The 7,452-nt window shown below is 36.7% G+C and carries 6 protein-coding genes and 1 pseudogene; 2 read left to right on the top strand and 5 right to left on the bottom strand.

What is annotated here, in order from left to right; all coding sequences use genetic code 11:
• Positions 1-580: 580 nt before the first annotated feature.
• Positions 581-799, top strand: coding sequence for an IS630 transposase-related protein (locus tag HCUR_RS10365; RefSeq protein WP_423751903.1), 219 nt, complete (start codon positions 581-583; stop codon positions 797-799).
• Between the two features lie 8 nt (positions 800-807).
• On the opposite strand, the gene HCUR_RS08895 is transcribed toward HCUR_RS10365, so the two are convergent.
• Positions 808-978, bottom strand: coding sequence for a hypothetical protein (locus HCUR_RS08895; RefSeq protein ID WP_165780869.1), 171 nt, complete (start codon positions 976-978; stop codon positions 808-810).
• 1,001 nt (positions 979-1,979) lie between these two features.
• Between HCUR_RS08895 and HCUR_RS07390 the strand changes: the two genes are divergently transcribed.
• Positions 1,980-2,210, top strand: a complete 231-nt coding sequence (locus HCUR_RS07390; RefSeq protein ID WP_104207433.1) for a hypothetical protein — start codon at positions 1,980-1,982, stop codon at positions 2,208-2,210.
• Between the two features lie 494 nt (positions 2,211-2,704).
• On the opposite strand, the gene HCUR_RS07385 is transcribed toward HCUR_RS07390, so the two are convergent.
• The 4 genes and pseudogenes from HCUR_RS07385 to HCUR_RS07370 all read right to left on the bottom strand — a co-directional run.
• Positions 2,705-4,741, bottom strand: coding sequence for a hypothetical protein (locus tag HCUR_RS07385; RefSeq protein ID WP_104207432.1), 2,037 nt, complete (start codon positions 4,739-4,741; stop codon positions 2,705-2,707).
• 558 nt (positions 4,742-5,299) lie between these two features.
• On the bottom strand, positions 5,300-5,977 hold the full coding sequence (locus tag HCUR_RS07380; protein ID WP_104207431.1) for a hypothetical protein: 678 nt from the start codon (positions 5,975-5,977) through the stop codon (positions 5,300-5,302).
• 862 nt (positions 5,978-6,839) lie between these two features.
• A pseudogene (locus tag HCUR_RS07375) lies at positions 6,840-7,163 on the bottom strand (IS5 family transposase); the annotation flags it as partial.
• A gap of 59 nt (positions 7,164-7,222) precedes the next feature.
• The coding region (locus HCUR_RS07370; protein ID WP_480035410.1) for an IS3 family transposase at positions 7,223-7,452 on the bottom strand (230 nt) is incomplete at its 5' end.

Below are 7,452 nucleotides of genomic sequence, written 5' to 3'. Positions count from 1 at the left end.
TTATAGAATTTAATTAAAGCTTTTTTGTTACTGCTCTAATGTTTCTTCATCCTTTGCAGATTCATTATCGCTTTATCCATCTATTCTTGATCTATTGCGCTACTTCTTCTGTCTATTTTAAACTTCTATAAATAGTTTTAAACTCACTTATTAACTAACATTAATAGATTATTTAAAGTAATATACCATATCAGATTATAATTAAAAAATAGTTATTATTTTTAATAAAAGGGATAAAAATAAAATGAAAAATGAATAATAAAAATAGTAATTTCAATTCACTAAAATAAATAGATATGAAGCAAAACACAAGGAAGAGGGGGTAAAAGAGAGTAGCGTTGGCAAGCAAAAATAGATGGATTTGATAAAAGTGTAAGAAAGAAAAATAATATAGCGTTAGAAGTGTATAAATAGATAGGATATATTCAGTAGATTTTAGAAAAAAGTATTGAAAATAAACGCTAAAGCAGGACTTTCATAGAGTGAAATTTCGGATAGATTTAGGACATCGAGAGTAGTGATATTCAGATGGAGCAAGAAGTTACAGCCTCAAAACACTAGGAATCAGCCTTGAAAAAACCTGGACAAAGACAGTTTAAGAAATGATATAGAGCAATTTCCAGATAGCGATCGTCGAGAAAGCGGCGAAAAATTAGGGATTACTGAGTCTGGTATTCACTATGCACCAAAGCCTTTAGGCGTGACATATAAAAAAATACTCTATCCTGCGACAACAGATCTAGAAAAAAGATCTATGTTCTGCCAAAAGATTGAGGCACGAGAAAAAGAGGGAAATTAATGGCTTACCTAGAGAAAAGTCCCAGGATATGCCACAGACGCACTGCTATTCTTGGAAGGGAAGGTGTTGTTAGGGGATTCATGATGGGAGGGAAAAAACACAAAAGGGGTAGTATCATGAACAATGCTTTTTTCCATAAGAGAAAAGATAGGCAGCCGATGGGTGAAAGCGCTGGTCATGTTTTCCTTGATTGACCTCCATATTCTTCTGACCTTAATCCCATTGAAAATAATGGACTCAGGCTAAAGACATTAAAACATTCTGCAATTGCTCCATCGATGCGTTATTTCCTCTCTATTTTTTACGATTATTTTATGCTGACTGGGCTATATCATAGATGCCAAGTTTTGCTGAACCTTTTGTTGCTGCGGCACTATAATAGGCATAAACCACTCTAGAATCTTCTGCTGTGCAACCTGCTTCTGAATACGCTTCTGTTGAGCGTGCGAAATCAAATTATGAGTTATAATGTTAACCCTACTGAATAAGATTAAAGTTCAACAACTGCTCAGACCTCAAAATACCCTGCTGCTCACCGAAATGGTTCTTCTTATGCTGAATCTGAAGTAAGCTTAATACATTCTTAAGATGTACGTCAGCTAAAAAGAGGCTATTCGGATGAATGCACTGTTGGATGCTAGGTAAAAGCAACTGCGCGCGCTGCTGCGTTTGAACTACAGGCAAAAAAAAGCTTCAAAAAAGTATGCGACCCAATTTTTTTCTTAGCTCTAATTCACTCCCGAGATTTAAAAAGAATATCAGCAGCTTGTTGTTGAGCCTTCTGCCGCTGAGTCTCCTGCTTGTCCGGCCAAGCGTGTCTAAGAAAATACTCATTTTTCTTATATTTGTTTTCGCTTATCGATTATCAAAAAAACTTAAACCTTGTATTTATGGATAAACGGAGGGAGTATAATGACGCTAGGAGGTAATAAGAACGCATGATCCAAGAGATTTAACAGATCATGCATGAGAGATAATTAAGGATGATTTTGAATAGAGCAAGTACAGTAATAGAAGCAAACACCAGAAGAAAGAGGTTCTTAATGGAGTAGTTTACATAATAAAGAGCGGCTTCCCATAGTCAATGCTTCCTAAAGATTTTTCCCCATACTTCACGCTACGTTCGTTTTATCGAAGCTTCAGCATCAAAAGAATATAGGAAAAAGTACTAATCACGCTTGTGAAGATACGTCGGATAAAAGCTGGTGAAAGTAAAAATCTAAGCTATCGCAGGATTGATTCACACAGTGTCAAAATTACCCGGGCTTGTGAACAACGAGGCATTGACGAAAGGGAAAAAATAAAAGAATCTAAACCCCATAGTGTTGTGGATACACAATTCACTCTCATGCACGGTACTGTTCATGACGCGAATCAGCATGATACAGTACGGGTGTGCAATGTTTTTTAAGAGGCTCTGCAACACTATCCGACACTCAAAGGCGTTTGCGCCGATGCCGAGTATAGAAAAACCATGCTAAAGTTTGTAGAAAACGTTCTTAATCAAAACAATTGAAATTTCAGAACCCCAAGGTAGGATGTGTTCACCAAAAGATAGGTCGTTGAATGAACTTTGGCTTGGCTCAATCATTATCCAAGATTGTCTAAAGAGTACGAAATGGCTGTAGCAGCTGCCGAAATAGGGTGACGATCGCTCATTCTATGCGCTTGTTAAGGCGCATGGCTAATCCATAAATACAGGCTCTTACAACGCGATCTTATACCAAAAAAATTTTCTTATCAATTTTTTGTTTAGATTTATTATTGTTTATTAAAAAGCGAAAAAGCCACACTTTTTTAGAAGATTAAAAAAAAGCCCTATAGAGGGCTTTAGTATCGAAATATGAGAAAAAAATAACCAACTATTGTCTTCGAACCGATTCGAAAGAGTGAACTCTCTTAAGATCAATTCTTCTCTTGCTTGCTTTGAAGATTATACTTTTGTCCATTAGAATTATTTAAATCTTTAGATTGGAAGCCAGACTGTATAATTTTTTCGATATCTTGGGGCTCAAATCCATTTTTGTGTAACGCTTGCCTTATCTTTTCTTCAAGGCCTCTTCTGAACATGGGTGTGTTGTATGTACGCGTAAGATTTTTTAATATCTCCACGGACTCTTCTACGGGTTGACCTGTTCCGACATTGTTTTTACGGAAACAAGGAAAAAAATCTTCTCTCACAAACGCGCTTAATAAACGGTAATGATACTTTAGACTCTGCTGTCGCAGTATTAGGGGCAGAATCAACTGTGGAATTTCAGAGTTATCCTTAACCAGGATCTTCTGAACTTTCTCCAGATATAGTAAAACTTCTTTCTGAATATCAATAATCCAACTCTGAGTTACAGTGTTACCCAGCTGCCAAGCGATCAAGTTAGATCTATCCTTCTGCTTAACCCACTGCTCTGGAACCTGTTGCATATACCGTTTTCGCAAAAGATCTTTATGAGCGTCAAAAATACTCCTCTGAGCTATAATATTTCCTATTTGTTGAGCTGTCAATTTAAGTCTACACTCAGCTGTAAGGTCAGGACACTGCTGAGCCAGAAGGCGATCTTCTTGCTGAGCCTGAAGCTCATCCTGAATGCGCTGAAGACAAGACTGGGCTAACAACATGCTCTGTGATAAAACGGAAACGGGAATTACATTCAAACTTTTTGAAGGCTCATCCAAAAATTTCTTGTGGCTGGAAGCAAATTTATCCTTAGCCTGCGTAATCAAATGCTGAGCTGTGATAAAGTGCTCCCTTTTATACTGAGTATCCTGAAAATTCTCGTTCTTTTGGTTAATATCCTGCAAAATCTTCTGAAGATACTCCATAACTATTTTTTGAGTAGACCAATCAAGCTGCTGCGCAGCTCCAGGAGAAACAAGAATCCGAAGATGATGCTCAATAGTCTGCTGTTTAGCGGTCTGTTGAGCTTGTAAACCTTGCTGAATGTTTTGAAGTAGAGTATGCACTGTAAGCATACTTTTTTGCTCAATCTGTTTCTGCTTCAAGGGAAAAATTTTTTGCTCAATCTGTTCCCGCTTCAAGGGAAAAATGTGCTCCTCCTTTGGAACTGTGAAAAGACTCAACTGCGGAATATCAGAAAGTAACTTTTGGACTGTAATAATAGTTTGGTTATCGAAATAAGCATCAGCGATCCGTTTTAAATGCTTATCAATGTTCTCTATAACAATCGGTTCCCCATTCTCAGAAAGTATCTCTTGAAGCAAACGCTCAGTTTTTTGAGCGAGACAAAGCCTTGGCCCCAAGTTTGTAATCCAAGAGTTAATGTTATTCTGAAGCGCTTTAAGGAAGCCTTTTTTTACAGAGCTAACGTGATGTTGAACCTCTGTTTGAGCTTCGGGCACGATGTTAGCATACAACCGAATGTACTTTAAAGAGGACGTTCTAGAACTAATTTTTTCAAAAACTTTCTTATATTGATTTAAAATATCCTGTCCAACTTTTCGACTTTTCTCGAGCATGTTCCTCATATTCTGCTCTTGTATTTTTAACAAATCATCTACTGAATCTTGATTCTGAGCTAAATAATCTAGAAATTCACTACAATCCTGGTTCTGAAGTTTTGTCCTACGCTTAAAAAGAATGTTATGTATCTCAGAAATTAAAGCCAGATCTTGGGCTTTGTCCTGATACTCTTGATCTAATTCCTCAAGACCCTGAAAAAAATCTGGAAACCCTCTGGAATCTGTTGGATTACACTGAAAATGCCTCAGACTTTGCTCAGCTTTTATTGTTTCTACTTCCAAACTATCAATCTGATCAGAGAAGTTTTGATATTCTGAAAAACACTCACTAAGCTGCTCTGTTATTTTCTGAAGTTCTTCTATTACTTCCTTAACCCGTATAAGTTCTGGCACGGAAAAAGCCCCAGAGCCAATCATTACTAAACAATACACATAATTAAAGTTTTTTTTTACATTTCTTTTCATACAATATAAGTTTACATAAAAAATTATGATTCGATCTTATACTAAAAGTACTTATTTTGTCAACTTTTTGGTTATATTAATTTTTGTTAAAAAAACAGTTTTTTTTAACGCTCACGCTAAAATTTTCTAAAAAAATTACAATAAGACACCTGAATCAGTATCCAAACATATTTTTAAAGCATTAGGACCCATCTTTCATCATAATCTTTCAGGAATAAGAGTAACATTTTAACTCAAAGCACTCCACCTTGTTGGAAGATCAAAAAAGAGAAGAGCCCTCTAAAGGGCTCTAGTATCGAAATATGAGAAAAGAGTATCCAGATATTATCTCTCGAAGTCATTCAAATTATATATTTAGCTTTCTTGTAAGTCCCTAACGTTTTGAATAGTTTACTTTTGCCCATTGGAATCATTAAAATTCTGAGATCGTAATCTAGACTTTATAATTTTTTTGTATAACTAAAGTGCTGCTTGTTCTTCAATTGTTTACTATCTTTCAAACTTTTTAGAAACAGAACTTCTATATTTTTTTATATCATTTTCTAACTCATCTTTTTGCTAATGGTTATTTCGCTCCTTAGCACGCAATTTCTTATTTTCTAAACTCTGAGATACGAATTTAGACTGTCTACCTAAAGCCTCTTTTAGGTGCTCTAGATCTTCTTCAAGGCTGTTTTTAAACTCAGGCGCGTTAGCTACATGATGTTCTAATGCGTTCTTGGTTTCATGTATACCCTTCTTTAAATCGTAACATAACTTCTTCGTTTGAAGAATAAGGTTTAACTCCGTCCTAGGCTTATCGCGATTCCACAGAGCTTTTTGAGCTTGAAGAGATTGCTCAAAGTCCATAAACTTGCTCTGAGTTGTAAACGTATTCTTCTCCTGAATCTTTTTCTGATTTCTACGCAGCTCTAAGCTCAAAAACTTTTTCTGCGGAACATGCCCAGGCAATGTCTTTGCTAAATTACTACTGTGCTCTTGAACCTGCGACTGAGAGACGTTCTGAACAGACTTTTCTACATTTCTACCGCCTTTCTTAGCCTGTGGCTGAGAGATATTTTGAGCAGCCTGCGCTACATTTCTACCGCCTTTCTTAGCCTGTGGCTGAGAGATATTTTGAGCAGTCTGCGCTACATTTCTACCGCCTTTCTTAGCCTGTGGAAGTACTGGAACGGAAAAAGCCCCAGAACTAATTATCATTGAAAAGTACACATAATTAAATTTATTTATATTCATTTTTTTTTAATTATTGTTAAAAAATTTACATTTTTATCCTACACCAAAAAAGTTTTCTTGTCAATTTTTTTTGTTTAGATTGTTCTATTTTTTATTAAAAAAGAAAAAAGCACTACCCCCTCTTGGAAGATTAAACAGAGCCTTTTAAAGGGCTCCAGTGTCAAAAAATAAGAAAGGCAGTGCTTAGATACTGTATTTCAGAGTAAGGCCAATCGTATACTTAAGCGTTTTGAATACTGTGCTTTTTCACATTGGAATTATTGAGATCTTGAGATCCTGAGATTGGAATCCAGACCTTATAATTTTTTCTATATCTTTAGGCAAAAATTGCTTTTTCTGTAAAGCTTGGTTTACCTTTTCTTCAAGGCGAGTGCTAAATTCAGAACTATTGTATTCATGCGAAAGATTTTTTAATGTATTCACGCTATCTTGTATGGTTTGAGCTGTGGCGCTGCTACCTTTAGGAAACCAAGGAATAAAATCTTCTCTAATGAACTTCCCTAATAGAGTATCTCCTTGATTGAGATATTGCTTTTTCTACGACACTATATTTTCTATTATCTGCTCTTGCTTCAAGACTATATCAGACACCAAGTCCCGCCGAGCCTTCTGTTGCTTCGGAACTGTAATAGGCAGAAGCTATTCTGGAACCTGCTGCTGAGTCAGCTGCTGTTGAGCGCACAAAATCAAATTCCGAGTTATAACGTTACTCTGCGGTACATCTGTAAAGTTAACGGAACCCTCAAATATAATGTTGCCTTCCCCGAAAAATTTTACTCCTAAAGCGAGTCTCAGCTCTATAAATACTCCGCTGCTGAGCGCCTCAGCTCTTGTTCTTGTGTACTATTGACTGTATTTTTTTTCTGGCGCTTGCGGCGTGTTGATGGGCGCGCATCATTGTGGAATCAATCATGATCCATTCCGTATCAGCATCTACTGAAAGGGTATTGAAAATCATTTGCCACACACCGGCTTTGGACCATCTTATAAACCGTTTGTGAACACTCGACCATTTCCCGTAAGATGCTGGTAATGCACGCCACGGTGCACCATTTCGGCCAATCCACATCACGGCATTGATAAATTGCCTGTTATCGTTACCAGTACGTCCTGCATCTCCTTCTTTTCCAGGCAAACTTTCTTTTATTTGTTCCCATTGGTCGTCTCGTATTCCTTGCAATCTTATCTCCTCTTGTAACCAAATACCCTAATCTTACAACACTTAATTATAAATGTCGACACGCCCTAGGTGTTTAGTCCCGCCAAGAAATGGTTAAGATTAATTGTAAAATATTCTGGATGAATTGTCCACTGATTTAGAATAAATTGCCAAGGAGTTTTGCCTTTGATGGCTTTAAGTCGTTTAGCGAAGGTATAAGCCATTAGATAGGCATGCAGATGCTGTTTCAGCTCATCATGAGATGCATAATGGAAATTGTTTACAGTTGCCTCTTTAAGCGTTCTGTTCATTCGTT

It is taken from the genome of Holospora curviuscula (assembly GCF_002930195.1).
In the GTDB taxonomy this organism is placed as follows: domain Bacteria; phylum Pseudomonadota; class Alphaproteobacteria; order Holosporales; family Holosporaceae; genus Holospora; species Holospora curviuscula.
The sequence above is the reverse complement of the archived record's forward strand: the minus strand, read 5'-3'. Positions and strand labels throughout refer to the sequence as shown.